Origin of the sequence: Nocardiopsis protaetiae, assembly GCF_045446735.1 — a bacterium.
In the GTDB taxonomy this organism is placed as follows: domain Bacteria; phylum Actinomycetota; class Actinomycetes; order Streptosporangiales; family Streptosporangiaceae; genus Nocardiopsis; species Nocardiopsis protaetiae.
The window spans coordinates 1-24,212 of record NZ_JBJJBV010000184.1; the positions used below are offsets into that span (position 1 = coordinate 1).

Here is a 24,212-nt window from a genome sequence, read left to right on the forward strand (position 1 = left end):
GGGCGCCCGACGGGTCCCCTGGTCGGGCTACACTTCGCTGTGGGGTTCCTGCGTCCCTCGCCGTTTCCCCACCCGTGTCACTCAGGGCACGGTAAAATCCGAAATCGTCCCCGATCTCCTCTCTCCCCCTGAACCGGGCCGGTGCCGCGACGGCACCGACGGGACTGGAGGGAAGCGGGGGATCGAGGTGTCCATCCCCCCGCTGCGGGGTCGAGCTACGGGTGAGCGTGTGATCCTCGGTCTGTCCATCTTCGTGATGCTTCTCAGCGTGCTGCTGATCCTCCTCGTGCTGCTGCACAAGGGCAAGGGCGGCGGCCTGTCCGACATGTTCGGCGGCGGTGTCACAACCTCGCTCGGCGGATCGTCGGTGGTCGAGCGCAACCTCGACCGGATGACCATCATCATCGCCGTCGTCTGGATCATCTCCGGCGTCGTGCTCGGCCTGCTGATCAACCGGGGGATGTGACCCGCCACCCGGCGGGTGCTCACCCTCCACAGTCGAGCTCGCCACAGTTGCCGGTGAGCGTGTTCTCCGAAGGAGTTTTTCGTGGGTAGTGGCAGTGCCATCCGTGGCAGCCGGGTCGGAGCCGGTCCCATGGGCGAGGCGGAGCGCGGCGAGGCCGCCCCGCGCATCCGGGTCCCGTTCTACTGTGCGAACCTGCACGAGGTCGTGCCCAGTTTCGCCAGCGAGGCGCTCGTCCCCGACGAGTGGGACTGCCCCCGCTGCGGGTTCCCCGCGGGCAAGGACAAGGCGAACCCCCCCTCGCCGCCGCGCACCGAGCCCTACAAGACCCACCTGGCGTACGTGAAGGAGCGGCGCAGCGCCGAGGAGGGCAAGCTCATCCTCGACGAGGCCCTGGCCAAGCTGCGCGCCGACCGCGCCGCGGTGGAGGCGCACATGCGCGCCGCCCGCAACTAGCTCCCCCTGTTCGACCTGCCCGGGGCCCGTCGCCTGTGCGACGGGCCCCGTCGGCGTTCTCGTGTACCACGGGGAAGGTGAGCCAAGGGGGTATTTCCTCATTCTCGGGACTGGTGTGGTGCGTGGGACGTACAGTGAGCAGCGCAGACCCCTCGCAGCCCCCTCCCAAGGAGTTGGTGTCCATGTCCGCATGCCCGACCGGCGGCGACCACGACTGGATTCTCGGCGACGACCGCAAGTTCCAGTGCGCCAAATGCGGTGCTCAGAGCGCGCGCAGGTTCTGAGCCGCCGGGCCCGGCTGGACGGTGCCGCGTCCGGCCAGCTCCCCCTTGCGGTCCGTGGCCCGCCAGGTCACCGGCTCGCCCAGCGCCTCGGCCACCCCCTTGGCCCAGCGCTCCAGGGGCTCGAACATCTCCGGGCCCTCCACCAGGACGGTGCGCCCCTGGTAGGCCATCCCGTCCAGGACGACGACCCGGCCACCGGCCCTCAGCTCGGTGTCGTACTCGCTCACGCCCGGTCTCGTATTGGGATTCATGGGTCGGACTCTAACGGCCCGCTCCCCTCCCCACCCGGGATTTCACCGCATCGTTCCGCACCGTACGGTGCAGAACCTCCCATATGGCGGCAGAAGCGGGCATGTCGGACGCACCGAGCACGGCGGGCGAGGGGGACAATGGACCCATGGCTTCCCCCGACCCCTCGGACGTCCCAGTGACACGGGGCGTCCCCTCGGACCTGACCCATCCGCCCGCCGGAGTCTCCCACCTGCGCAGGTACGTCAGCCTGCGCGGGCCCAACGCCCGTATGTGGATCGCCGTGGGCTACTTCTCGGCCACCCTGACCGTCGGTTTCCTGGTGGTCCTGGGCTCCACGTTCTGGCACGTGCTCAACGACGAGACGACGGTCGGGTCGGTGGCCCTGTGGGTCGCGGCCTCCCTGACGATGATGTTCATCGGCCCGGTGAGCAACGTGTTCGTGCTGCGCGGACTGCCCCAGCGGATCACCCGGCAGGGGATCAGCGCCGACAGCGACGGCGTCACGGTGCTCCAGGAACGCAAGTGGTGGTTCCCGGGCGAGGGCACCTTCATCGCCTGGCCCGAGATCCGGCGCATCCGCGAGGAGACCGTGGTGGCCCACCGGACCACCTACTTCATCGAGTTCGCGCTGGACACCCCCCGCACCGACCCCGAGCTGCCCTCCTGGGCCGAGGACGCCGCCGCCCTGGGGCTGGAGGAGGACAAGGAGGCGGCCGTCCAGTTCTACGTCCAGGTGCCCAAGGACCTCAAGGAGAAGATCCTGCGCATGATCGAGAACACGGCGCCCTTCCCCGACATCGTCCAGCGGGTGCGCCCCAAGGCCGGCTAGCCGGTGCGGCCGCCGAGCCTGCGCGTCAGCTCGGCGGCCGCGTCGCGCACCCGCCCGGCCAGCGCCTGCGGGGTGACCGGGCGGGCGCTGGGCACGGTCAGGCTGATCGCCGCCGCGGGGCGCCCGTTGTGGTCCAGCGCCGCGGCGGCCACCGACACGAACCCCTCCGTCACCTGGCCGTCCTCCATCGACCAGCCCTGCCGCGCCTCCTCGGCCAGCACCCGGCGCAGCTCGGCGGTGCCGCCCGGGCCCCGCCCGGTGCGGTCGGTGAACGCCGCCGCCCCCGGGTACAGGGCGCGCACCTGGGCCCGCGGCAGCAGCGCCAGCATGGCCCGCCCGGACGCGGTCAGGTGCGCGGGCAGGCGCACCCCCACCCCCGTGATCAGCGACGGCGCGTGCGGCGGCTGCTCCTTGAGCAGGTACAGCGTGTCGGCGCCGTGCAGCACCCCCAGGTGCGAGGTGGCGCCGGTGGTCTCGGTGAGCCGCACCAGCAGCGGCCGCGCCAGCCGCTCCATCCCGTCGTGGCGCAGGTACGCCGAGCCGATCTCGAAGGCGGCCACCCCCAGCCCCCACCGCCGCTCCTCCGGCAGGTGGGTCACGAACCCCTCCTCGGCCATCGCCTCCAACAGCTGGTAGACGCTGGAACGCGGAATCCCCAGCTCCGCGGCGATCGCCGTCGCCGACACCGGCCCCGACCGCGTCGCCAGGAACCGCAGCAGCCGCAGGGCCCGGGTCGCCGCCGGCACGATGCTCATACCCCGATCGTCCCACGACCCGGCCGGGGCGGTTGTCTGGTATCTCGGACACAATGGCCGTGTCGGGCCTGTGGCGGCGGTGGCGCGGGGTGTCGAATGGGGGCATGTCCACAGCAGTTGCTTCCGTCGCCGTCGGCGGCGCCCCGCTCACCCCGGCCGAGGTCCTGGCCGTCGCGCGCCACGGCGCCCACATCACCCTCACCGAGGAGACCCGCAAGGCCGTCGGCCACGGCCGCGAACGGGTCGAGACCCTGGCCCGCGGCGAGGTCCCCGCGTACGGGGTCAGCACCGGGTTCGGCGCGCTGGCCACCCGCCACATCGCCCCCGACCTGCGGGCTCGGCTACAGCGTTCGCTCATCCGCTCGCACGCCGCGGGCACCGGCCCCGAGGTGGAGCGCGAGGTGGTGCGCGCGCTGATGCTGCTGCGCCTGCGCACCCTGGCCTCGGGCAACACCGGGGTGGAGGTCGCCACCGTCGAGACCCTGGCCGCCCTGCTCAACGCCGGGATCACCCCCGTGGTGTACGAGTACGGCAGCCTGGGCTGCTCCGGCGACCTGGCCCCGCTGTCGCACGTCGCGCTGGCCCTGATGGGCGAGGGCGAGGTGCGCGACGCCGCCGGGGAGCTCAAGCCCGCCTACACCGCCCTGCACGAGGCCGGCATCACCCCGGTGGAGCTGGGCGCCAAGGAGGGCCTGGCGCTGATCAACGGCACCGACGGCATGCTCGGCATGCTGGCCCTGGCCTGCATGGACCTGGAGCGGCTGCTCAAGGTCGCCGACATCACCGCCGCCATGAGCGTGGAGGCGCTGCTGGGCACCGACCGGGTGTTCGCCGCCGACCTCCAGCGGCTGCGCCCCCACCCCGGGCAGGCCGCCTCCGCCGCCAACCTGCGCGCCCTGCTCGCCGACTCCCCGATCGTCGCCTCCCACCGCGGCCCCGATTGCAACCGGGTCCAGGACGCCTACTCGCTGCGCTGCGCCCCCCAGGTCGCCGGCGCCGCCCGCGACACCCTGGCCCACGCGCTCACCGTCGCCGGCCGGGAGTTGGACAGCGTCATCGACAACCCGGTGGTGCTGGACGACGGCCGGGTGGAGTCCAACGGCAACTTCCACGGCGCCCCGGTGGCGTACGTGCTCGACTTCCTTGCCATCGCCGTCGCGGACGTGGCCTCCATCGCCGAGCGCCGCACCGACCGCATGCTCGACGTGTCGCGCTCGCACGGGCTGCCCGCGTTCCTGGCCGACGACCCCGGCGTCGACTCCGGCCACATGATCGCCCAGTACACCCAGGCCGCCATCGTCTCCGAGCTCAAGCGCCTGGCGGTGCCCGCCAGCGTCGACTCCATCCCGAGCTCTGCGATGCAGGAGGACCACGTGTCCATGGGCTGGTCGGCCGCCCGCAAGCTGCGCCGCGCCGTCGACGGCCTCACCGGTGTGCTGGCCGTGGAGCTGCTGACCGCCGCCCGCGCCCTGGACCTGCGCTCGCCGCTGGAGCCGGGCCCGGCCACCGGAGCCGTCGTGCGCACCCTGCGCGAACACGTCTCGGGCCCCGGCCCCGACCGCTACCTGGCCCCCGAGATCGCCCGGGTCGCCGAGCTCATCACCGACGGCTCGCTCCTCGAAGCCGCCGAGTCCGTCACCCCGCTGCACTAACGCCCCCTGGAGGACACCGCACCATGAGCACTCCGCGCACCGTCCGCGCCGCCCGCGGCACCACCCTGTCGGCCAAGGGCTGGCAGCAGGAGGCCGCCCTGCGCATGTTCCACAACAACCTCGACCCCGAGGTCGCCGAGCACCCCGACGAGCTGGTGGTCTACGGCGGCACCGGCAAGGCCGCCCGCGACTGGCGCAGCTTCGACCGCATCACCGCGTCCCTGCGCGACCTGGAGGGCGACGAGACCCTGCTGGTGCAGTCCGGCCGCCCGGTCGGCATCATGCGCACCCACGAGTGGGCGCCCCGCGTCCTGATCGCCAACTCCAACCTGGTGGGCGACTGGGCGAACTGGCCCGAGTTCCGCCGCCTGGAGGCCCAGGGCCTGACCATGTACGGGCAGATGACCGCCGGTTCGTGGATCTACATCGGCACCCAGGGCATCCTCCAGGGCACCTACGAGACCTTCGCCGCGGTCGCCGCCAAGAGGTTCAACGGCACCCTGGCCGGGACCATCACCCTGACCGCCGGCCTGGGCGGCATGGGCGGCGCCCAGCCGCTCGCCGTGACCATGAACGACGGCGTGGCGATCGTGGTGGAGTGCGACTCCAGCCGCATCGACCGCCGCATCGAGCACCGCTACCTGGACGTGCGCGCCGATAACCTGGACCACGCCCTGGAGCTGGCCACGGCCGCCCGCGACCAGCGCCGCCCGCTGTCCATCGGCGTCCTGGGCAACGCCGCCGAGGTGTTCCCCGAACTGCTCTCGCGCGGGGCGCCCATCGACATCGTCACCGACCAGACCTCCGCCCACGACCCGCTGGCCTACCTGCCCGCCGGGGTGGCGTTCGAGGACTGGAAGGGCCTGGCCGCCGCCAAGCCCGAGGAGTTCACGGCGCGCGCCCGCGAGTCGATGGCCGCGCACGTGGAGGCCATGGTCGGGTTCCTGGACGCGGGCGCGGAGGTGTTCGACTACGGCAACTCCATCCGCGACGAGGCCCGCCAGGGCGGCTTCACCCGGGCGTTCGACTTCCCCGGGTTCGTGCCCGCCTACATCCGGCCGCTGTTCTGCGAGGGCAAGGGCCCGTTCCGGTGGGCGGCCCTGTCGGGCGACCCCGCCGACATCGCCCGCACCGACCGCGCGATCCTGGACCTGTTCCCCGACAACGAGCACCTGAGCCGGTGGATCCGCATGGCCGGCGAACGCGTCGCGTTCCAGGGCCTGCCGGCCCGCATCTGCTGGCTGGGCCAGGGCGAGCGCGCCGCCGCCGGGCAGCGGTTCAACGAGCTGGTGGCGGCCGGGGAGATCTCCGCCCCGCTGGCGATCGGCCGCGACCACCTGGACACCGGCTCGGTGGCCTCCCCCTACCGGGAGACCGAGGGCATGAAGGACGGCTCGGACGCCATCGCCGACTGGCCGCTGCTGAACGCGCTGGTCAACACCGCCTCGGGCGCCTCCTGGGTGTCCATCCACCACGGCGGCGGCGTGGGCATGGGCCGCTCCCTGCACGCCGGACAGGTCAGTGTCGCCGACGGCACCGAGCTGGCCGCCGCCAAGCTGGAGCGCGTGCTCACCAACGACCCGGCCATGGGCGTCATCCGCCACGTGGACGCCGGGTACGAGGAGGCCGAGCGGGTCGCCCGGGCCCACGGCATCCGCGTTCCGATGCGCGAGGGGGAGTAGGGTCCCGGTGGCGCAGCACGGCACGGCCCCCGACGCGGGGGCGTTCGATCGGATGTGGGCGGACCTGGCCCCGGTGGGCCGGGATCCGGACGGCGGGTACCGCCGGTTCAGCTGGGCGGGCGCGGACACCGACGCCCGGGCCTGGTTCGTCCAGGAGGCCAAGGCCCGCGGGCTGGACGTGCGGACCGACCGCAACGGCAACCTGTGGGCCTGGTGGGGAACCCCGGGTCCGGGCGCCGTCGCCACCGGCTCGCACCTGGACTCGGTGCCCTCGGGCGGGGCCTTCGACGGCCCCCTGGGGGTGGTGAGCGCGCTGGCGGCGGTGGACGAGCTGCGCCGGCGCGGCGTGCGCCCGGCGCGGCCGCTGGCCCTGGTGGTGTTCGTCGAGGAGGAGGGCGGCCGGTTCGGCGTCCCCTGCCTGGGCAGCCAGCTGAGCACCGGGGAGATCTCCCCGGAGCGGGCCCGCGGCCTGACCGACGCCGAGGGCACCACCTGGGCGGCGGCGATGGAGCGCGCCGGGCTGGACCCGGCGGGCATCGGCGCCGACCCCGAGACCCTGGGCCTGCTCGACGTCTTCGTGGAACTGCACGTGGAGCAGGGCCGGGCGCTGGAGGACACCCCGCACGCGGTCGGCGTGGGCTCCTCCATCTGGCCGCACGGCCGGTGGCGGCTGGACTTCACCGGCCGCGCCGACCACGCCGGGACCACCCGGTTGGAGGACCGCAGCGACCCCATGCTGCCGTTCGCGCACACCATCCTGGCCGCCCGCGAGATGGCGGCCGAACACGGTGCCCGCGCCACCGTCGCCAAGGCCCGGGTGACCCCCAACGGCACCAACGCCATCCCGTCGCTGGTCAACGCCTGGCTGGACGCGCGGGCCGCCGACGAGGCCGCCCTGGAGGCGGTCGTGGCCGGGGTGCGCGGCGCCGCCGAGCGCACCGCCCGCGACCACGGGGTGCGGGTGGCGGTGACCGCCGAGTCCCGCACCCCGCTGGTGGCCTTCACCGAGGGCCTGCGCGACCGGCTCGGCGCGGTGGTCGCCGGGGAGGGCCCGGCGGTGCCGGTGCTGCCCACCGGCGCCGGCCACGACGCCGGGGTGCTGGCCGCGCACGTGCCCACCGCGATGCTGTACGTGCGCAACCCCACCGGGGTGTCGCACTCCCCGCACGAGTGGGCGCGCCCGGACGACTGCCACGCCGGGGTGCTCGCCCTGGCCGACGTGCTGTCCGACCTGCTCACCGGGGAGGCGGTCCGATGAGCGCCCCGACCCGTCTGTGGTGCGAGTGGGCCTGGACCGGCTCCGCCGACGGCACTCCCGAACCCGGGGTGCTGCTGGAGGTCGCCGACGGCCGGTTCACCGCGGTCACCCCCCGGACGGCCGCCCCCGCGGACGCCGAGGTGCTGCCCGGGGTGACCCTGCCGGGCCTGGCCGACGCGCACTCGCACGCCTTCCACCGGGCGCTGCGCGGGCGCACCCACGCCGACGGCGGCTCGTTCTGGACCTGGCGCGAGGTGATGTACCGGGTGGCCGACCGGCTCGACCCGGACACCTACCTGCGCCTGGCCCGGGCGGTCTACGCGGAGATGGCCCTGGCCGGGGTGACCTGTGTGGGCGAGTTCCACTACCTGCACCACGCCCCGGGCGGGGTCCGCTACACCGACCCCAACGAGATGGGGCGGGCGCTGGTGGCGGCCGCCGCCGACGCCGAGGTGCGGCTGACCCTGCTCGACGTCTGCTACCTGGCGGGCGGGCTGGAGCCGGACGGGTCCTACCGGCCGCTGGCCGGACCCCAGCTGCGGTTCGGCGACGGCGACGCCGCCGGGTGGGCCGAGCGGGTCCGCGCGTTCGGGCCGCTGCCCGGCCACGCCCTGCTGGGCACCGCCGCCCACTCGGTGCGCGCGGTCCCGCTGGAGGCGCTGCCCGAGGTGGCGGCCGCCGCCGCGGGGGTCGGCGGCCCGCTGCACGCCCACCTGTCGGAGCAGCCCGCCGAGAACGCCGCCTGCCTGGCCGCCCACGGCCGCACCCCCACCGCGGTGCTGGGCGACGCCGGACTGCTGGGGGAGCGCACCAGCCTGGTGCACGCCACCCACCTCACCGACGGCGACGTCGCCGCCGTCCGCGAGACCCGGTCGGTGGTGTGCCTGTGCCCCACCACCGAACGCGACCTCGCCGACGGCCTGCCCCGCACCGGCGACCTGGACCCCCGCAGGCTGAGCCTGGGCAGCGACCAGCACGCCCGCATCGACATGTTCGAGGAGGCGCGCGCCGTCGAACTGCACGAGCGGTTGCGCACCCACCGCCGGGGCACCCTGGGCTCGGGCGACCTGCTGCGCGCCGCCACCGCCCACCACTCCCTGGGCTGGGACGACGCGGGCACCCTGACCGCCGGCGCCCGCGCCGACCTGGTCAACGTGCCCCTGGACGGGGTGCGCCTGGCCGGGGCCGACCCGGCGCGCGGGGTGGACGCGGTGCTGTTCGCCGCCGACGCCTGCGACGTGCGCAACGTGATGGCCGACGGCCGCTGGACCGTCCGCGGCGGCGCCCACACCCGGATGCCCGACCTCGCCCACGACCTCGACACGGTGATCAAGGAGCTTCTCAAGTGACCGACGTGCCCGTGAGCATCCTCATCGACGACATCGCCACACTGGTCACCAACGACCCGGACCTGGGGGAGGGGGTGGTCGGCGCCGTAGAGGACGCCGCCCTGGTCATCGAGGGCGGGACGGTGGCGTGGGCCGGTCCGCGCGACCGGGCCCCGGCCGCCGACGCGCGGGTGGACGCCGCCGGGCGGTGCATCATCCCCGGGTTCGTGGACTCCCACTCCCACATCGTGTTCGCGGGCGACCGCAGCCGCGAGTTCGCCGCCCGGATGAGCGGCACCCCCTACTCCGCCGGGGGCATCCGCACCACCGTGGCGGCCACCCGGGCGGCCTCGGACGCCGAGCTGCTGGCCCGGGCGCGCGGGTTCACCGCCGAGGCGCGCGCCCAGGGCACCACCACCCTGGAGGTCAAGTCCGGGTACGGGCTGACCGTCGCCGACGAGGCGCGGTCCCTGGAGGTGGCCGGGCGGGTGACCGACGAGGTCACCTTCCTGGGGGCGCACGTGGTGGCCCCCGAGTACGCCGACGACCCGCAGGGGTACGTGGACCTGGTCACCGGCCCGATGCTGGACGCGTGCGCCCCGCACGCGCGGTGGATCGACGTGTTCTGCGAGCGCGGCGCGTTCGACGAGGAGGCCTCGCGCCGGGTGTTGGCCGCCGGGATGGAACGCGGACTGCTGCCCCGCGTGCACGGCAACCAGCTGGGCGAGGGCCCGGGGGTCCGGCTGGCGGTGGAGGTGGGCGCGGCGTCGGTGGACCACTGCACCTACCTGTCGGCCGAGGACGTGGACGCCCTGGCGCAGGCGGGCAAGCGGCCCGAGCCGACGGTGGCCACCCTGCTGCCGGGGGTGGACTTCTCCACCCGGCAGAGCTACCCGAACGCGCGCGCTCTCATCGACGCGGGCGCGGCCGTGGCCCTGGCCAGCGACTGCAACCCGGGGTCGTGCTTCACCTCCAGCCTGGCGTTCTGCATCGCCGTGGCGGTGCGCGACATGGGGATGACCCCGGACGAGGCGGTGTGGGCGGCCACCGCGGGCGGGGCGCTGGCGCTGCGCCGCACCGACGTGGGCCGGCTGTCCCCGGGCGCCCGCGCCGACCTGGTGCTGCTGGACGCGCCCAACCACCTCTACCTGGCCTACCGGCCGGGCGTCCCGCAGGTCGCGGCGGTGTGGAAGGACGGCGTCCTGGCCCACGGCCGCCCCTGAGCCGCAGGTCCGGAGCCCGCGAGGGAGCCCACGGGGTTCTGGAGGTCCGGAGCGGACGTCTTCGAGGAAAGGTCTGTGGCCGTAGGCCATCCGTTGAGGACCTTCTGACTTCTTGACGGGTGGGAGGAGCGGAGGCCCGAAGCAAGCACAGAGAACTCAACGGGAGCCTAACGTCCCGGAAACCTCCGCCCCCCAACCTGGAATCACGTCGGTGCGCGTCCCGCCGCCGCGGGGACAGCGTCGTCCCCGCGGCGGCGGGAACATCTTTTCCAGGGGGCGGACGCAGTGGGTCTGTGGCGCATCAGGACCGCGGTCGAGGACCGGCCCGGCGGTCTGGCCGGTCTCGTCGACGCCCTCGCGGGCCGCGGTGGCAACATCGTCGGACTGTCCATCCACACCGACGTCTCGGGTGTGGTCGACGAGTTCGTGGTGGACATCCCGGGCGAGCACGGGGCGGCGCTGCGCGCCCTCCAGGAGCACTGCCCGACCGGCACGGTGACGGCGGTCCCCGCCCACCGGCGCGAGGTCGGCGACGACGTGACGCGCGCCCTGCTGCTGACGGCGCGGCTGCGCGCCCACCCCAACCGCCTGCCCGAGGCCCTGGCCGAACTGCTGATGGCCGACGAGGCCGGCTGGACCAACCTGACCCGGGCCGAGGGCTCCGACGAGCTGGAGCCGGGCACCTCCATGCTGGTGCCGGTCGGTCCGCTGCGCGGGGTGCTGGTGCGCCGCGCCTCCCGCCCCTTCACCTGGACCGAGTCCAGCCGCGCCGACGCCCTGGTGCGTTCGGTGATGCCCTCCACCGGCCCGGTGCCCACCGACCGGATCGTCCGCACCGACACCGGGGTCGCGCTGTCGCTGCGCCAGGTGCGCGAGACGGACGCGCCCGCCGTGGTGGACCTGCACCGCCGCTGCACGCCCGAGACGGTGCGCGGGCGCTACCTGGCGGGGATGACCGAGCCGACCCCGCAGATGCTCCGGGTGTTCTGCGACCCCGACCGCGGGCTGACGCTGGCGGTGCGGTCGCAGGGCGAGGAGGAGCCGGTGGCCCTGGGCCACCTCATGTACACGCTGGACCCGGGCGTGGGGGAGATCGCGTTCCTGGTGGAGGACGCCTGGCAGGGCAGCGGGGTGGGCACCGCGCTGGCCCGGGCGCTGACCGTCATCGCCGCCGACTGGGGGCTGGCGGAGGTACGGGCGGAGACCACCCTGTCCAACACGGCGATGCTGCGGATCATGCGCCGCCTGGGCGCCTCGGTGCGGATGCAGGAGGGCTCGTACGTGCACGCCCGCCTCCCGGTCGCCGAGGCGGTGCAGTCCGGCCCCTCCGGTGAGCGGGAGGGCCGCCTGGCCCGGCTCATGGGCCAGGGCTGACCGCCGGCCGCACACGCGGAACGGGGGCCGGCGGCACCGGGGGTGCCGCCGGCCCCCGTTCGTGCTCGACGCGTCGAGGTCATCTCCTGGGGCACGGGAGCGCTCGTCCGTGGAGGAGTGCTCGGGTGCGCGTTCGGTCGCGGGCGGTGCAGGACCGGGCGCGGGTGTTACTCGCCGCTCTCGGCGCTCTCGTCGGCCTCGGTGCCCGCGGACTCGGCGGACTTCTTGGTGACGCGGCGCTTCTTGACCGGGCGGGAGTAGTCGACCAGCGGCTCGAAGCGGGCCTCGTGCTCCTTGAAGCAGTCGGCGCAGGCGTCGACCTCGCGGACGGTGCCGTCCCAGGCGAACTGGATGACCTCAGTCGCCTCGACCTTCTCCTCGCGGACGGCGTGGGGATCGCAGTACTTGCGCGTGAAGACCTCGGTGACCACGGCGGGGATTTCCCTTCGGTATCGCGTTGAACAGTGCAGACCCCCTGATCATACACCTGTACGAACGAAACGGCCGGATGTTCACCGGGTTCGCCGTGCAAGGGTTCGGGGTCGCCCCGAAGCCTAGCGAAGACCAGGGACCGTTGCGGACCGACGACTCCGGTGCGTCCGCGTTGAACAGGTCCTTCTCCGCTCCTTCTCCGCTTCCGTGCTCCTGTGGTCCGGGTCGCGCGCTGTGCGATGATTCGGGCCTTTCCGTGCCCCTCACTTCTTCTTCGTCCGTTCCCGGAACGGCGCCCGGTGATTTCCGCCAGCCGATTTGTGTATTTGGTGAACACGGGCCCACCCCCGTGATTAGGGTGTTGCCCGTACCGTTCGGAAACAGGGGAGCGCCTGCGGTGCGGTGCGGGGGTCTGCACACGCCCGCCGCGGACGGCGCGCCGAGCGGTACCGGGGATCGCGGGGGAGCGGTGCCCGGGAGAAGGCGAATTCAGGGGGAGGGCCGTGGTCGATTACATGGAGGGCGTCTACAGAAGGCGCGTACCGGACTCCGGAGGGGAACTCCACGCGCCCCCGGGCAGGTCGGCGGCGGCGCGGCGGCGCGCGCAGGCCGATATCGCCCACGCCTGCGAGCGTATGTCCGTCGATCCGAGCTTCATCAAACTACGAAGGAGATTCGCAATTCAGGCCGGCATGCTGGTCGCCGCCTTCCTCGGCAGTTACATGACCTATCTGCTGTTGTCGGCCTACGCGCGCGATTTCATGAGCGTGCAGATCGTCGAATCCGTCAATGTCGCCCTGGTCATGGGAATAGGCCAGTTCCTGCTCACCTTCGTGCTCGCCTGGGCGTTCGGCCGTTTCTCCACGCGCGCCATCGACCCGCTGGCCGCACAGGTCCGGGACCGGGCCGCCGAGGGCGCCCGCCCGCGCCGGTCCGGACCGGACGGGCGGCCCGGCGGGCCGGACGGCACGGCGGTGCACCCATGACCGCGGCCGCAGGGGCCGGGCTGACCGGTACCGTCACGGGGGACGGCACCGCTCACGCCCTGGCCTCCCCCCTCCTCACCGCGCCCACCGCCCTGGACGGCCGGTTCGGCGCCGCGCACGCCTGGACCATCGGGCTGTGCGCCCTGTTCGTCCTGGTCACCCTGGCCATCACCATCCGGGCCCGGCGCACCACCAAGGGCGCCGTCGACTTCTACGCAGGCGGGCGCGGCTTCTCCAGCACCCAGAACGGGCTGGCGCTCACCGGCGACTACCTGTCCGCCGCCTCGTTCCTGGGCATCGCCGGGATGATCGCCCTCCAGGGCTACGACGGGTTCCTGTACTCCATCGGCTTCCTGGTGGCCTGGCTGCTGGTGCTGCCGATGGCCCAGCTGATGCGCAACACCGGCCGGTTCACCATGGCCGACCTGCCCGCTTTCCGGATGCGCCGGATGCGGGTGCGGCTGGCCTGCACGGTCTCCACCGTCACCGTGTGCGTGTTCTACCTGGTGGCCCAGATGGTCGGCGCCGGCGCCCTGGTGTCGGTCCTGCTCGGGCTGCACGACGGCGGCACCTTCCTGGGCGTGGACGCCGCCCAGGCCCGCACCGCCGCGATCGTGCTGGTCGGCGTGCTGATGATCGTCTACGTCATGTACGGCGGGATGAAGGCCGCCACCTGGCTCCAGATCATCAAGGCGGTCGTGCTGCTGAGCGCCACCGGGCTGCTCACCGTGCTGGTCCTGGCCATGTTCTCATTCGACCCGCGCGCCCTGCTGGGCGCCGCCGCCGACTCCAGCGGCCACGGGACGGCGTTCCTGGAACCGGGGCTGCGCTTCGGCGTGGAGGTGGCGGGGGAGCCGGCCACCACGCTGTTCAACAAGCTCGACCTCATCAGCCTGGGCCTGGCCCTGGTGCTGGGCACGGTCGCCCTGCCGCACATCCTCATCCGCTTCTACACCGTGCCCGACGGGCGCTCGGCGCGCTCCTCGGTCAACCGCACCATCGTCATGGTCGGGGTCTTCTACCTGATGACCCTCGCCCTGGGGTTCGGGGCGGCCGCCCTGGTGGGCTCCGAGCGCATCCTGGCGCTGGACCCCTCCGGCAACAGCGCGGTGCCGATGCTCGCCGAGGAATTGGGGCGGCTCACCGCCGGTCCGGTCGGCGCCGCGGTGCTGCTCGCGCTGATCTCGGCGGTGGCGCTGGCCACCATCCTGGCGGTCATCGCCAGCCTCACCCTGGCCTCGTCCTCCTCCATCGCCCACGACCTGTTCGGCCACATCCTCATGTGGGGGCGCCCGCGCGAGTCGCAGGAGGTGGCGGTGGCCCGCTTCTCCGCCTGCCTGATCGGCGCGGTGGCCATCCTGCTGGCCGTGCAGGCCCAGGAACAGAACGTGGCGTTCCTGGTGGGCCTGGCCTTCGCCATCGCGGCCGCGGCCAACCTGCCGGTCATCGTGCTCACCATGTTCTGGCGCCGGTTCAACACCAAGGGTGTGGAGTGGGGCATCTACGGCGGGCTGTCGGCCACGCTGCTGCTCATGCTGTTCTCACCGGTGATGTCGGGCAAGACCGACCCCGTCACCGGCGAGAACCTGTCGGTGCTGCCGTCCTGGATCGACATCGGCTTCTTCCCCATGGAGAACCCGGCGCTGATCGCGGTGCCCGTCGGGTTCGCCTGCGCGGTGGTGGGCAGCCTGCTCTCGCCCGAGCGCAACAGCGCCCGGTTCACCGAGCTGCGGGTGCGCTCCCTCACCGGCTGGGGCGCCGACCAGGAGTGACCGGAAGCGGCCCGGGGCCCGGGTCAGGGGCGGCTCGCCCGCGTCAGGACCCGGGCCAGCTCGGCCAGCAGGGCCGGGATCTCCGGCGCGGAGCGCACCGCCGCGTCCCAGGCCCGGGCCGCCTGCTCCAGCTGGTCGGCCACGGTCGGCTCGCCACCGCCCTCCCGCCGGATCCGGGCGTCGCGCCTGCGGAACGAGACGCGCGTCGCCCACAGGGCCGCCGCCACGAACGGCTTGTACAGGCCTCGGCCGCGCACGTCCAGGACGGTCTCCACCGACCAGCGCCCCTGCGGGGTCAGCGTCGGGTTGACCCACCCCTCCACCCGGGCCATGGCGTGGGTGGCGGTCAGGTGCACCGGCGGCACCGGGCCGTTCTCCAGCGCCGCGTACCAGGCGTCCAGGTTCAGGTGCAGGGAGGCCGAGGCCGAGCGCAGCCGGGCGCCGCGCCCGGGCAGCCGGATGTCCAGGGTCCAGTCCAGGGTGCCGGCCGCCCCGTCGTGGGACACCGACCCCCAGGTCACCGGCGCCTCGCCGGTGCCGACGGTGTCGGGCATGGCGTACTCCACGGCGGCCCGGCCCCACGGGTCCCAGGAGGTGACGCCGACACCGGTGCTGCTCCACCCCTTGGCCTCGTCGTCGCCGGGTTCGACGGGGATCCCGTCGGGGGAGAGCTCGGCGACCAGGTAGTGGGCGCGCTCCTGGAGGTGGCGGCCGGTCTGGAGCTGCAACCCCAGCCGGGACGCCAGGATCTCCAGTTCCTCCCGGCGTTCGGGGTCGGGTGAGCCCTCGCGCAGCTCCGTGATGGCGGCGTCCCGCTGGGCCAGCCGCTTCTCCCGTTCGCGCACGTCGATGAGGCCGAGCTCCCCGGCGCGTTCGACGATCGGGGCGAGGTCCGCCTCGTCGGGCGGCAGCAGCCAGCCGCGGCCGTCGAACCGGCAGGCCTCGGCCACCTCGTACAGCCCGGCGACGATCCGGTCCACGGTCTCCCGGTCGGCGGGGGCGAGGTCGAACGTGTGGCTCAGACGGGTCACGGCGTCTCCGGGGATTCGGTGCAACAGCGCGGCGCTCACAAGCGTACGGGCTGGGCCGTCGGCACAGGTCGGCACAATGGCCGCATGAGCGTCTATGTGGTGTTGCTGCGCGGGATCAACGTCGGTAAGCACAACCGGATCGCCATGGCCGACCTGCGGGGTCTGCTCGGCGACCTGGGCTATCGGGACGTCGCCACCCACCTGCAGAGCGGGAACGCGGTGGCGACCTCGGGGGAGGAGGGGGCCGAGGCGGTGGCCGCCGCCGTCACCGCCGGGCTGCGCGAACGGTTCGGGCTGGAGATCGGGGCGGTGGTGCGCACCACCGAGGAGTTCGCCGCCGCCGTGGCGGCCAACCCGCTGGAGGTCGGCGACCACTCCCGCTTCCTCGTCCTGTTCTGCTCCGGAACGTTGGACACGGCGGCGCTGTCGGACCTGGACCCGGGGTCGTACCCGCGCGAGCGCCTCGCGGTGACCGCCACCGAGGCCTACACCGCCCATGAGGAGGGCCTGCGCTTCGCCAGGCTGCCCGACGTGGTCGCCCGGCACACCGACGGGTTCGTCACCGGGCGCAACTGGCGGACGGTGCTGAAACTCGCGGAGATGACCCGCGCCTGACACCTTGCCGAAATGTTCGTCCGAGAGAAAACATCTGTCCGAGAGAAATCCACGGCGCGATCCTCGAAAGGACGGTGGTGCCCGTGCCCAGACGATGGACCGTGATCCTGCGCGACCAGGCCGACACCGCACGCCCGATCCGCCCCGAGGACTGCCACGGCCTGCTCAACCGCTGGTGGCCGCACCCTCCCGAGGAGCACGCGCTGGCCAAGCGGTGGGCGATGAGCGGCTGGCCCGCCCCGCTCGGCGACCGGCTCCACCACTGGACGCTGACCTGGCTGGACGACGCGGCGCCGCCGCCCCTGGACCCCGAGGAGGCGGTGGGCCGGGTCCAGCGGATCGGCGACCACCTGCTCGAACCCCTCTCGGTGACCCGCACCTTCGACCGCGACTACGGCGAGCTGCTGGGCGGCCCGCCGGGACCGGTGCCGGTCCGCTCGGCCGAGCTGCGCAGCCGCACCCCCGTGGTCACCGCCACCCGCGACGCCTCCGGTGAGCGCATCCCGCACGTGTGGCCGGGGCCGCGCCGGATCTTCGGCGCCGTGCACCGCTCCGGCGGCGGGATCGTCGGCGGCAGCGGGGCGATGGGCGCGGTCGCCCGGTTCGCGCCGCCCGCCCTGTCGGGGCCCTGGCTGGAGTCGGCGTTCGAGGCCATGGACCTGGTGCGCCGCCTGCCCGTCCCCGGTGAGGAGGTGCGGCTGGCCGAGCACCACCAGGCCGAGGGCCGCACGGTCCTGGGCTGGCAGGGCGCGCTGCGCCTGGAGCTGACCGGCGGGGACCGGCGGCACGCCGAGGTCTTCACCGCCCTGCTGGAGCTGGTGGAGCTGACCGGCGTGGGCAAGTACACGGCGCAGGGCTTCGGCTCGGTGCTGGTGGACACCGTGACCCGGGACGCCCCGGCCACCGGGACGGTGGCCCAGCGGATCCGCCGCGCCCCCCAGCGGCTGGCCGCCCGGCCCGAGCCGGGGCCGCTGGAGGCGCCGGCGGCGGTGGCCGAACTGGAGGAGTTCGGGGGACTGCTCTTCGACTGACCCACAGACCAGCGGCCTTTCCGACCGAGGACGGCGGACGGGAGAGGTCGTCAGGGGCGACGGGCTCCTACTCCGTGGACGGGGGTGGGGGCCGTCGTCGTTTTCGCGCACGCGCGAGGGTCGGGGCGCGGAGGAGAGGGGTGACCGGACCGGCGGGCCGCCTGCACGCGGGGTCGAGGGGCGCGGGGGCGGTGGATCTCGTCGCCGTTCGGGTCCCGGCGGGGTGGGGCCGGGGGACCCGGTGCGGAACCGCTCCGGTCGGGGCGTTCCGGGGAGGGGTGACCGCGGGCGGTGCCGCCCGTCCGGGTCAGGAGGGGCGGTGGTCCGCGGCCCGCTCCCGCAGGGAGCGCGCCAGGTCGCGCAGGTGCGGGACCAGGTCCTGCGGGGTGAGCGGGGCGGGCGCCGCCGGGCCGGCCGGGGCCGTCGGGGCCGTCGGGGCGGGCTCGTGCGGGGCGATCGTCTCGGATGTGTGCGGTGACACCGGGGAACCTCCAAGCCGTGGGCGGTTCGTGCATGGAAACCCTCTCGGACAGACACGGCCGGTGACCGCCCGGGCCCGTTCCGGCGCTGGCCGGTTCGGGCCAACCCCTTCCCCGGGGATGCTCCGCAACCGTCCGACTGGTAAGGGTTGAGGCCCGTGGCCGTCGATGGGGCGCCACCGTCCGAGAGTGATGGACGGGTCCCGTCCTCACCGGCCCACGCCCTGCCCCCGCCCTGCCCCGCTACGAGGAGTATCGACACGGTGACCTCAGCCTCCGAGCCGCACCGGTCCGCCGTCGGCGTGCCCGCGCCCCCGGCGCGGGGCGTGCTGGTCGGTGTGGACCTGCGCGGTATCCAGGCCTACGTGTACAGCGGGCGGCGGATCCTGGACGCGGTGGGCCGGGCCGCCCTGGTCGCCGAGCTCACCGACACCTCCGACCCGGTGCGCGGGATCGCCGGCCTGGTCCCCGACGACTGCACGGTGCTGCGCGACGCGGGCGGCGCGCTCACCGTGGTGCTGCCCGACGCGGCGGCGGCCCGGCGCTTCACCGCCCGCTACACCCGGGTGCTGCGCGAACGCGCCGGAGACCTCACCCCGGTGGTGGCGCACGTCCCCTACGGCCCCGGCGCCCCCGACGACGAGGCGGCCCGGCCCCATGACGTGGACGAGGCCCTGGCCGTGCTGCCGGACCGGCTGCGGCGGGCGCGCGGGCACATGTCCACCCTGCACGACCCGGCCCACGGCTACGGCATCACCGCGGTGTGCGCGGTGGGCGGCGGCCCGGCCGAGGTGCTCGACCCCAGCCGCGCCCAGGACGACCGGCCCGGGGTCCCCGAGCGGGTGAGCGCCGACGTGGCGCGCGCCCGCGGGATCGGCCGCCGCTGGCACCGCGCGCACAGCGCCGCCTGGGCGGCCGGGGCGGTCACCGCCACCGGGGCGCCGCGGCTGGCACTGCCGATGGAGGTGGACCGGCTGGGCCGGGAACCGGGCGGGGTCAGCCGGATCGCGGTGGTGCACCTGGACGTCAACGGGCTCGGCGCGGTCCTGGGCGAGTACCGGGAGCGGGCGGGCGACCGGGGCGTGCCCGGCTCCGGGGCCCTGGCGCAGCGGCGGCTCTCGCAGCGCATCGCCGACCTCACCGGGGCGCTGGCGCGGGTGCTGGTGCGGGCGGTGGCGGCGACGGTGCGCGCCGACCCGGGCCGGGAGCCGGTCATCCCGGGCGGGGCGCGCTCGATCGCCCTGGACCACGAGCCGTCGGGCCCGGTCCGGCTGCCGGTGCGGCCGATCGTGGTCGCCGGGGACGACCTGACCGTTCTGTGCGACGCGCGGCTGGCCCTGCCCCTGGTCCGGTACGCCCTGGAGTGGCTGGACGCGGACCCGGAGGGGATCGGCGACCCGGCCGACCCCCGCACGGCGCTGCACCGCACGCTGGCCGCCGCGTACGGCGACCGGCGTGGAGACCCACGCGGTGGCGGGCGCACCGTGGCCGGACCCGGCGGGCACCGGCACACCACGTTCGTGCCGACGGTGGGGGTGGGCGTCGCGGTGCAGCCGGTGGGCGCGCCCCTGTCCCTGGGGCACGACCTGTGCGAGGCGATGTGCCGCACCGCCAAGCGGCACCGGGTGGCGGCCATGGAGGGCGGCGCCCCCGACGAACACGTGGTGGCGTGGACGACCCGGGTCGACGGGGTCGACCGGGTGCTCGCCCGCCTGGAGGCGGCCCGGCGCGGCCCGGTGCCGCGCACCGGCCTGCCGCTGACCGGCACCGGGTTCACCCGCTTCCTGGACCGGTACCTGGACCCCGACACCCCGGGGAGCCTGACCGCGGAGGGCGACTCCCGGCGGCGGGGCTGGCTGATCTCCTCGCTGGTGCCGCTGCTGGAGTCGGGCACCGACCCGGCCGCGGAGATCACCCGCCGCGCCCGGGTGACCGGCGGCCCGGTGGACCTGCCCCGGGACTGGGAGCCCGCGGGCCTGCTCGACGCCGTGGAGATGATGGACCTGTACCTGGACCCGGGGCTGTCCCGCGCCCTGGACCCCCGCCTCTCGGCGGCCCGCGGCGGCCCCGGGGGTGGTCCCCGGTGAGCGCCCCCGAGCGCATCGTCGTCCGGCTGGCCTCGCCCGCGCTGTTCGTGGGCGCCAGCGCCGACGGCACCGGGGCCGACACCGACGTGGTCACCGACGACCACGGACTGCCCTACCTGCCCCGCCACCGGCTGGCGGCGCGCCTGCGCGCGGGCGCCCAGCGCGCCCTGGCGGTGTCCCCGGGCCTGGAGGGCGCGGTGGGCGAGGTGTTCGGCCGGGGCCGCTCGCACGGCCGCGACCGCATGCTGCGGGTGGGGCACGCCGTCACCGGGGACGCGGTGCGCGCCGCGGTCGCCCGCGCCCTGGCGGGCCGGTCGGAGTCGGCGCGGGCGGTGCTGCGCCGCGCGGTCACCGACGCCCACACCGTGCTGGAGACCGGGATCGAGGTCGGCCCGCACGGGGCCGCCGAACCGGGGCGGCTGCGCACCCACCGGGTCCTGCTGCCGGACCTGGTCCTGACCGCGGCGCTGACCTGGGCCCAGGAGCCGGGACCGGACCACTGGCGGCTGCTGGCCCGTGCCTGCCTGGCCACCACCGGGATCGGCCTCAAGGGCACCCGGGGCCGGGGCCGGGTCGACGTGCGCCTGGCCGGGGCACCGGACGAGGACCCCGACGCGCTCACCCTGCGGCTGGCCGCCCCGCCCGTGCGGGAACCGCGGTGAGCGGGGTGAGCGGCTACCTGCCGCTGCGCTACGTCCTGGCCGACACCCTGGTGGTGCGCACCTCCTTCGACCCGCTGCGGATCGACTCCGAGCACGTCATCGGCGGCCGCGCCCAGCGCGGGATGCTCGCCGCGGCGCTGCGCCGGGCCGGGCTCCACGAGGAGCAGCGCGCGTGGGTCGCCGACGGCGGCCGCATCCGGTTCGCCGCCGCCCACCCGCGGCTGGAGCCCGGCGCCGACCCCGACCTGCCCGGCCTGGACCGGGCCCGCACGGCCTACCCGCCGCCCGCCTACCTGTACACCCTGGGCAAGAACAGCGACACCATGGCGGACGTGTTCGCCGACCCCGACCCGACCGTGCCCTACCGGGCGGTGCGCGACCCCATCACCCTGGACCGGACGCTGCGGGCGCGGGTGCGCACCACCACCGAGCGCTACCTGGGACGGGCCCGCACCGGCGACCCCGACCGGGGGGTGCCTTTCTTCACCACGGCCCTGGACTCCGGCCAGGTCTTCGAGGCGCGCTGGCAGCTGCTGGCCGACGACCCCGCGGGCCTGGTGGAGCTCGCCGAACGCGTCCTCGGGGTGCTCGACGCCGCACAGGGCGCGCTCACCCTGGGCTCGGGCGGCACCCGCGCCCACGGCGGGGTGCGCGTGGCCCCGGCCGACCCCGGCACCCCGGTCTCCCCGCACCGGGCGGGCCCGGCGGGACGGCGTTCCTGGGCGGCGGGGGAGGCCGTCGACCTGCTGCTGCTGTCCCCGGCCCTGGTGGTGGGCGCCCACGGCCAGTACACCCCCGGCGCCCTGCCCGGCGAGGTCCGGGCCCTCCTGGAACGCCACCTGCCGGGGGCCGACGTGCGGGTGGTCGCCTCCCACGTGGAGTCCACCGTGGTCGGCGCCTACCACCGCGGCTACCACGGGCCGATGGCCCAGCGGCGGGCGGCCGCACCCGGCGCGGTGGTGCGGCTGCGCCTGGACCGCGACCTGCCCGCCCCCCTGGTCCGGGAGATCGAGGCCGACCCGCTGGGCGACCGCGTGATCGACGGCCACGGCCAGTTCGTGCTGCTGGACCCGCCCCCGCGGGGCCCGCTGCCGCCCGCACCCGAGACGGTGCCCCTGGTGGGGCGGCCCGCCGGGACCGTCGCCCTGCCCGACGGCGGCATCGTCCCCGCGCACGGCCCCCTGGAGTGGGACGAGCCGGGCCTGGCCGCCCTGTACGACGAACTGCTGTGGAACGCCGCCGCCGGACCGGTCCGCGACCACGCCCGGATGCTGGCCCGCCGGTCGGCCCGCCGCCTGGAACCCCTCACCCCCAGCCTGGTCGGGCGGCTGCGGGAGGCGCTCACCCACCCGCACCACGGCGCGGACGCCGCCCTGGACGGGCTGGCCGCGGTCCTGACCGGGGAGCGCTCCGGCACCGGTACGCCCAAGACCCTGCACGACCGGGCCGTGCGGGCGCTGGCCCGGGCCCGGGTGGTGCCGCCCGGCAGCCCGCCGATCCCCGTGCGCGGCTGGCTGTCCGGGATCGGCGGGGCGGGGGCCGCGGTCGACTGGTGGGACGCCAACCGCCCCCGGCCCGCCCACAGCCCCGCCTACGCGGCCGCGATCGCCGCCGTCGACCTGTCCCTGCCCGACGGGCTGCCGCCGCGCGACGACCCGGCCGGGCTCTCGCCGCGGGCCCGCGACTGGGAGCGCCGCACCGCCGCCCGGCTGTGCCTGGCGCTCGTCTCCTCCTGGCTGGCCGAGACCGCCCGGGTGCTGCGCGCCCGCGACGCGGCGCACGCCCAGGGAGGCCGCCGGTGAACACCGTCAGACCCGGGGTGCTGTGGGAGGTCGCCGGCCGCTGGTGCCTGCTCTCCGACACCCACATCGGCGCCGCCCAGGCGGTGCCCCGGCACGCCGCCCAGAGCGACGTGGACCTGCACCTGGACCGGGACCCGCGCACCGGCGCGCCCCGCCTGCGCGCCACCACCCTGGCCGGGCTGCTGCGGCACGCCCTGGCCGGACGGGTGGCCGACCCCGGCCGGGTCGGCGAGCTGTTCGGGGCCGCCGAGGAGGACGGGGCGGCGCCCCGGGCCAGCGCGCTGGAGGTCGACGACGCGTTCGCGCGCCTGCCGGAGGGCACCGGGGTGGCGGTGCGCACCGGCACCAGGGTGGACCCCGCCGCCGGGACGGTCCGGCCCGGACTGCTGTGGCAGTGGGAGGTCCTCCCGGCGGGCACGGTGTTCGTCGTCCACCTGCGGCTGCGGGTGCCCGCCCCCGCCGACGAGGCCCGGCTGCTGACGCTGCTGGCACTGGCCGCCGAGGGGATCGGCGGCGCGGGCGTCCGGCCGGGCGGGCGCACCGGCCGCGGGCACGGGGCGGTCCGCGCCACCCACTGGGCGGCCCGCCGCCTGGACCTGGGGGACGAACACGACTGGTTCGCCCACCACGGCGTCTCCTGGCGGGAGCGGTGGCGGGCGGGCGAGGACGCCCTGGCCGACGCCCCCGCCGACCTGCCCGACGCCCTGGGCCGGGAGCTGCGCGCCGCGGGCCGGACCGGCACCGCCGCACACGTGGCGGCACGGGTCGCCGCCCCCGACCGGCGCCGCCGCGCCGAGCTGCGCCTGTCCCTGGCGGTGGCCGAGCGGGAGGACCCGCTGGCGCCGCCGCCGGGCACCCTGCGGCCCGGCCTGCTGTCGGTCGGGGACATCCCCGCCGGCGACCGGCTCGGCGAGGTGGACCGGGCCCACCGGGAGCGCCCGGTGGTCGAGGACCCCGACAAGGGCGAGGTGCACATCGCGCCGGTGCTCGGCGACACCGCCCTGTTCGCCCTGGTCAAGCGGATCGCGGCGCGGTCGGTGCGCGACGCCGCCCAGGCCCTGGGCGGGTCCGGGCCGCGGCTGCGGGACTGGTTCGGCCACTGGTGGGGCGCCGACACCCCGGTGCGGGACGCCGCGCCCCGGCCCTCCCGGGTGCGGCTGCGCGAGGTCCCGGTGATCACCGGCGGTGCGATGGTGACGGCCACCCGGATGACCGTGGACCCCCTGTTCGGGGACTCCGTGGACGGGCGCCTCTTCACCGACGACCTCCAGTGCGGGGGGAGCGCCGAGGCGGTGTTCGACATCGAGGACCCCGACGACGCCATCCTGGGCCTGTGCGCGCTCGTCGTCCGCGACCTGGCGACGGTGCCCTTCGACACGCTGGGCTCGGGCTCGGGCGTGGGCCACGGCCGGGTGAGCGCGGTCCGCGCGGAACTGGTGTCCCACGGCGAGGGCCCGCCCGAGCGGGTCGACCTGGTCGCGGCGCTGTTCGACCCCGACGGCCCGGACGCGGCCGCCGTCCGGGGGTGGGTGGCCGCGCTGCGCCCCCTGGTGTCCGGTGACTCGGGCTCCGGCGAGCCGGAGCCCGAGTCCCGATGGGAAGGAGGACGACCGTGACCGACGACGCCCCCGCCGGGGTGACCGTGCGCCGACTGGACGCCGCGGAGATCGACGCGGTCTTCGACGACGTCTTCGTCCGCGGAGTCCGCTGCCGCCTGCTCGACACCGGGCCGCCCGGGCCGCCCGAGCCGCCCGGCCCG

Annotated in this window: 22 protein-coding genes; 17 read left to right on the top strand and 5 right to left on the bottom strand. The window is 75.4% G+C overall.

The window, feature by feature from the left end; translation table 11 throughout:
- Nucleotides 1-229: 229 nt before the first annotated feature.
- Together secG and ACJOT3_RS24110 are read left to right on the top strand one after the other, a co-directional pair.
- The gene (gene secG / locus ACJOT3_RS24105) at nucleotides 230-466 is read left to right on the top strand and encodes a preprotein translocase subunit SecG (RefSeq protein ID WP_406975379.1); all 237 of its coding nucleotides are present in this window, start codon (nucleotides 230-232) and stop codon (nucleotides 464-466) included.
- Nucleotides 467-547: 81 nt separating this feature from the next.
- Nucleotides 548-919, top strand: coding sequence for an RNA polymerase-binding protein RbpA (locus ACJOT3_RS24110; RefSeq protein ID WP_073381179.1), 372 nt, complete (start codon nucleotides 548-550; stop codon nucleotides 917-919).
- A 262-nt stretch (nucleotides 920-1,181) separates the two neighbouring features.
- On the opposite strand, the gene ACJOT3_RS24115 is transcribed toward ACJOT3_RS24110, so the two are convergent.
- Nucleotides 1,182-1,454, bottom strand: coding sequence for a hypothetical protein (locus tag ACJOT3_RS24115; RefSeq protein WP_406975380.1), 273 nt, complete (start codon nucleotides 1,452-1,454; stop codon nucleotides 1,182-1,184).
- Between the two features lie 146 nt (nucleotides 1,455-1,600).
- Between ACJOT3_RS24115 and ACJOT3_RS24120 the strand changes: the two genes are divergently transcribed.
- On the top strand, nucleotides 1,601-2,284 hold the full coding sequence (locus ACJOT3_RS24120) for a hypothetical protein (protein ID WP_406975381.1): 684 nt from the start codon (nucleotides 1,601-1,603) through the stop codon (nucleotides 2,282-2,284).
- Here ACJOT3_RS24120 and ACJOT3_RS24125 read toward each other — a convergent pair.
- Nucleotides 2,281-3,039, bottom strand: coding sequence for an IclR family transcriptional regulator (locus ACJOT3_RS24125; RefSeq protein ID WP_406975382.1), 759 nt, complete (start codon nucleotides 3,037-3,039; stop codon nucleotides 2,281-2,283). The two genes, ACJOT3_RS24120 and ACJOT3_RS24125, sit on opposite strands and share 4 nt — an antisense overlap.
- 104 nt (nucleotides 3,040-3,143) lie before the next feature.
- On the opposite strand from ACJOT3_RS24125, the gene hutH reads away from it, so the two are divergent.
- The 6 genes from hutH (at nucleotide 3,144) to ACJOT3_RS24155 (ending at nucleotide 11,556) form a co-directional block, all read left to right on the top strand.
- The gene (gene hutH / locus ACJOT3_RS24130) at nucleotides 3,144-4,691 is read left to right on the top strand and encodes a histidine ammonia-lyase (RefSeq protein ID WP_406975383.1); all 1,548 of its coding nucleotides are present in this window, start codon (nucleotides 3,144-3,146) and stop codon (nucleotides 4,689-4,691) included.
- A 23-nt stretch (nucleotides 4,692-4,714) separates the two neighbouring features.
- Entirely contained in the window at nucleotides 4,715-6,373 is a 1,659-nt protein-coding gene (hutU, locus tag ACJOT3_RS24135; protein ID WP_406975384.1) for a urocanate hydratase, read from the top strand.
- A gap of 52 nt (nucleotides 6,374-6,425) precedes the next feature.
- The gene (locus ACJOT3_RS24140; RefSeq protein ID WP_406975399.1) at nucleotides 6,426-7,631 is read left to right on the top strand and encodes an allantoate amidohydrolase; all 1,206 of its coding nucleotides are present in this window, start codon (nucleotides 6,426-6,428) and stop codon (nucleotides 7,629-7,631) included.
- Entirely contained in the window at nucleotides 7,628-8,980 is a 1,353-nt protein-coding gene (locus ACJOT3_RS24145; RefSeq protein ID WP_406975385.1) for a formimidoylglutamate deiminase, read from the top strand. The genes ACJOT3_RS24140 and ACJOT3_RS24145 overlap by 4 nt, the downstream gene beginning before the upstream one ends.
- Nucleotides 8,977-10,182, top strand: a complete 1,206-nt coding sequence (gene hutI / locus ACJOT3_RS24150; protein WP_406975386.1) for an imidazolonepropionase — start codon at nucleotides 8,977-8,979, stop codon at nucleotides 10,180-10,182. Before ACJOT3_RS24145 ends, hutI begins: the two co-directional genes overlap by 4 nt.
- A 285-nt stretch (nucleotides 10,183-10,467) precedes the next feature.
- A complete protein-coding gene (locus ACJOT3_RS24155) occupies nucleotides 10,468-11,556 on the top strand; it encodes a GNAT family N-acetyltransferase (protein WP_406975387.1) in 1,089 nt (362 codons plus the stop codon).
- 167 nt (nucleotides 11,557-11,723) lie between these two features.
- On the opposite strand, the gene ACJOT3_RS24160 is transcribed toward ACJOT3_RS24155, so the two are convergent.
- Nucleotides 11,724-11,987 (bottom strand): hypothetical protein, encoded by a 264-nt coding sequence (locus ACJOT3_RS24160; RefSeq protein WP_406975388.1) that lies wholly within the window; start codon nucleotides 11,985-11,987, stop codon nucleotides 11,724-11,726.
- A gap of 504 nt (nucleotides 11,988-12,491) precedes the next feature.
- Here ACJOT3_RS24160 and ACJOT3_RS24165 point away from each other — a divergent pair.
- Entirely contained in the window at nucleotides 12,492-12,974 is a 483-nt protein-coding gene (locus ACJOT3_RS24165; RefSeq protein ID WP_406975389.1) for a DUF485 domain-containing protein, read from the top strand.
- Nucleotides 12,971-14,746: a monocarboxylic acid transporter gene (locus tag ACJOT3_RS24170; protein ID WP_406975390.1), complete on the top strand. Its 1,776-nt coding sequence runs from the start codon at nucleotides 12,971-12,973 to the stop codon at nucleotides 14,744-14,746. Before ACJOT3_RS24165 ends, ACJOT3_RS24170 begins: the two co-directional genes overlap by 4 nt.
- 23 nt (nucleotides 14,747-14,769) lie before the next feature.
- Here the strand turns inward: ACJOT3_RS24170 and ACJOT3_RS24175 are convergent, their stop codons facing one another.
- Nucleotides 14,770-15,777, bottom strand: a complete 1,008-nt coding sequence (locus tag ACJOT3_RS24175; RefSeq protein ID WP_406975391.1) for a hypothetical protein — start codon at nucleotides 15,775-15,777, stop codon at nucleotides 14,770-14,772.
- Nucleotides 15,778-15,861: 84 nt separating this feature from the next.
- Here ACJOT3_RS24175 and ACJOT3_RS24180 point away from each other — a divergent pair, with 84 nt between their 5' ends.
- Nucleotides 15,862-16,392 carry a DUF1697 domain-containing protein gene (locus ACJOT3_RS24180; protein ID WP_406975392.1) on the top strand — a complete coding sequence of 177 codons (531 nt, stop codon included), beginning with the start codon at nucleotides 15,862-15,864 and terminating at the stop codon, nucleotides 16,390-16,392.
- Between the two features lie 74 nt (nucleotides 16,393-16,466).
- A complete protein-coding gene (locus ACJOT3_RS24185; protein ID WP_406975393.1) occupies nucleotides 16,467-17,423 on the top strand; it encodes a CRISPR system precrRNA processing endoribonuclease RAMP protein Cas6 in 957 nt (318 codons plus the stop codon).
- A 307-nt stretch (nucleotides 17,424-17,730) separates the two neighbouring features.
- On the opposite strand, the gene ACJOT3_RS24190 is transcribed toward ACJOT3_RS24185, so the two are convergent.
- Nucleotides 17,731-17,904: a hypothetical protein gene (locus tag ACJOT3_RS24190; protein WP_406975394.1), complete on the bottom strand. Its 174-nt coding sequence runs from the start codon at nucleotides 17,902-17,904 to the stop codon at nucleotides 17,731-17,733.
- Nucleotides 17,905-18,165: 261 nt separating this feature from the next.
- On the opposite strand from ACJOT3_RS24190, the gene ACJOT3_RS24195 reads away from it, so the two are divergent.
- The 4 genes from ACJOT3_RS24195 to ACJOT3_RS24210 are packed head-to-tail and all read left to right on the top strand — an operon-like array spanning nucleotide 18,166 to nucleotide 24,069.
- A complete protein-coding gene (locus ACJOT3_RS24195) occupies nucleotides 18,166-19,989 on the top strand; it encodes a hypothetical protein (protein ID WP_406975395.1) in 1,824 nt (607 codons plus the stop codon).
- A complete protein-coding gene (locus ACJOT3_RS24200) occupies nucleotides 19,986-20,651 on the top strand; it encodes a hypothetical protein (protein WP_406975396.1) in 666 nt (221 codons plus the stop codon). The genes ACJOT3_RS24195 and ACJOT3_RS24200 overlap by 4 nt, the downstream gene beginning before the upstream one ends.
- Complete coding sequence (locus ACJOT3_RS24205) at nucleotides 20,648-22,453, top strand: hypothetical protein (RefSeq protein WP_406975397.1); 1,806 nt, start codon at nucleotides 20,648-20,650, stop codon at nucleotides 22,451-22,453. The genes ACJOT3_RS24200 and ACJOT3_RS24205 overlap by 4 nt, the downstream gene beginning before the upstream one ends.
- The gene (locus ACJOT3_RS24210) at nucleotides 22,450-24,069 is read left to right on the top strand and encodes an RAMP superfamily CRISPR-associated protein (RefSeq protein WP_406975398.1); all 1,620 of its coding nucleotides are present in this window, start codon (nucleotides 22,450-22,452) and stop codon (nucleotides 24,067-24,069) included. Before ACJOT3_RS24205 ends, ACJOT3_RS24210 begins: the two co-directional genes overlap by 4 nt.
- The last annotated feature ends 143 nt before the right edge of the window (nucleotides 24,070-24,212 follow it).

What these genes read in the sequence shown, in the direction of transcription:
- ACJOT3_RS24120 (WP_406975381.1), top strand. Translation starts at nt 1,601, where the DNA reads ATGGCTTCCCCCGACCCCTCGGACGTCCCAGTGACACGGGGCGTCCCC.
- ACJOT3_RS24170 (WP_406975390.1), top strand. Translation starts at nt 12,971, where the DNA reads ATGACCGCGGCCGCAGGGGCCGGGCTGACCGGTACCGTCACGGGGGAC.
- ACJOT3_RS24140 (WP_406975399.1), top strand. Translation starts at nt 6,426, where the DNA reads ATGTGGGCGGACCTGGCCCCGGTGGGCCGGGATCCGGACGGCGGGTAC.
- hutU (WP_406975384.1), top strand. Translation starts at nt 4,715, where the DNA reads ATGAGCACTCCGCGCACCGTCCGCGCCGCCCGCGGCACCACCCTGTCG.
- ACJOT3_RS24145 (WP_406975385.1), top strand. Translation starts at nt 7,628, where the DNA reads ATGAGCGCCCCGACCCGTCTGTGGTGCGAGTGGGCCTGGACCGGCTCC.
- ACJOT3_RS24180 (WP_406975392.1), top strand. Translation starts at nt 15,862, where the DNA reads ATGAGCGTCTATGTGGTGTTGCTGCGCGGGATCAACGTCGGTAAGCAC.
- hutH (WP_406975383.1), top strand. Translation starts at nt 3,144, where the DNA reads ATGTCCACAGCAGTTGCTTCCGTCGCCGTCGGCGGCGCCCCGCTCACC.
- ACJOT3_RS24115 (WP_406975380.1), bottom strand. Translation starts at nt 1,454, where the DNA reads ATGAATCCCAATACGAGACCGGGCGTGAGCGAGTACGACACCGAGCTG.
- ACJOT3_RS24125 (WP_406975382.1), bottom strand. Translation starts at nt 3,039, where the DNA reads ATGAGCATCGTGCCGGCGGCGACCCGGGCCCTGCGGCTGCTGCGGTTC.